This window comes from Mesorhizobium sp. M7A.F.Ca.MR.362.00.0.0, from assembly GCF_004023175.1.
GTDB lineage: Bacteria > Pseudomonadota > Alphaproteobacteria > Rhizobiales > Rhizobiaceae > Mesorhizobium.
This window is the reverse complement of the sequence record NZ_RZTF01000980.1, coordinates 1-310: the sequence shown is the minus strand read 5'-3', so window position 1 is coordinate 310 and position 310 is coordinate 1. Positions and strand designations below refer to the sequence as shown.

The 310-nt window shown below is 41.0% G+C and carries 1 protein-coding gene; it reads right to left on the bottom strand.

All coding sequences use genetic code 11. The features are described from left to right. Positions 1–82 precede the first annotated feature (82 nt). Positions 83–310, bottom strand: a 228-nt coding sequence (locus EOC06_RS38770) for a phosphatase PAP2 family protein (RefSeq protein WP_128310189.1), incomplete at its 5' end; no start/stop codon positions are given.

Genomic DNA, 310 nt, shown 5'->3' with positions numbered 1-310 from the left:
ATTGTGGCCATAATACTGATATAAAAAAAGCTCCATCTATGTGAAGGATAGATGGAGCTTCTGCTTGTAAGAAGCTAAAAAATTATGTTCTTATCTTTACTCGCTTAGTAAGTTTTACCTGTAGCACTTCATAAAGAGCAATCCACAAATACAGCCAAATTAGCCCTAATGCGTAGCCGCCGATTACATCGGATGGAAAGTGGGCGCCGAGGACTACTCTGCTTACTCCTATCAGCAGGATAAACAGAAAGGCGGCAGCGGTAACTAGCCATTTTTGTGTGCTTCCTTTTAATTTCCTTGCGATTAGGTA